The organism is Pseudomonas sp. AP19 (assembly GCF_001728855.1).
GTDB lineage: Bacteria > Pseudomonadota > Gammaproteobacteria > Pseudomonadales > Pseudomonadaceae > Aquipseudomonas > Aquipseudomonas fluorescens.
The window spans coordinates 1-954 of the sequence record NZ_LXJP01000142.1 but is presented as its reverse complement, the minus strand read 5'-3'; the positions used below and the strand labels follow the sequence as shown (position 1 = coordinate 954).

The following is a 954-nucleotide window of genomic DNA, read 5'->3' as shown; positions in this document are numbered from 1 at the left end:
ACTCGAACGCGAAGTGTGCGACTGTCCGAACTGGTTTCCGGAAGAATCGCACTTACGACGCCCTTGAGCACAACTCCAGGGAACGCGGACAAACGCGCTTCGGCTGCTTGTCCTATGACGATTGACCCAGCTTCCGACTCTGGTACAGCCACGGCCAGCCAGACACTGCTCAAACCATTAACACGAGCCAGCGTCTCGCCTGCGGCCACCGTCATACCTTCACGCACACTCAGTTCTTGAAGCACACCACCAATAGGGGTGGTCAGAGTCAGGTTCGGCTGAACCTTGCCACTGCGCTCAACTTGAGCAATTAACGAAGTTGGCATTCCGGTTAGCCGCAATCGCTGCCGGGCCGCTGTAAGCAAGCCAGCATCGCCACTACGCTTGAGGACGAGAAATTCCTCCTGAGCAGCTGCCCACTCCGGAACCAACATATCTGCCAAGGCGGCATTCGCTTTCAGCACATCACCAGGTGCATGGGCATACACGCGCTCGACAAAACCCGCCGTACGGGCCTGAATGACTGCAACGTCCCGTTCGTTGAAGGCCAGCACACCTACCACGTTCAGTGTCGAGGCAAATAAGCCTCGACTGACACTTGCCAATCGCATACCAAGGTTCTGAGTCAGGCTTGGATCAATTCGAATGGCAGCGCTGTCCCCGTTGGTATCTGCGTATTGAGGGATCATCTGCATGTCCATGAAGGGTGACTTACCCGGTTTATCGAATTTCTGTTGTGGGTACATTGGGTCATACCAATACAGAACTTTTCGATCGGCAGAGGCTTTGGGTTCCTGATCCGGCACGACACCAGTTACTCCGCTCATTCGCGGTTGGGCTAACCAGTAACCACCGGCAACACCCAAGGCAATCGAGATGCCGATGATTAAAGTCCCTTTCCATAATTTAAAAATCATTGAGCGGACTCCCCGTAAGAGAAATACAGGCGAGCGC

1 protein-coding gene is annotated in these 954 nt (G+C 54.4%); it reads right to left on the bottom strand.

What is annotated here, in order from left to right; translation table 11 throughout:
* Window positions 1-917, bottom strand: a 917-nt coding sequence (locus A7D21_RS34015) for an efflux RND transporter periplasmic adaptor subunit (protein WP_141718331.1), incomplete at its 3' end; no start/stop codon positions are given.
* Window positions 918-954: the final 37 nt, after the last annotated feature.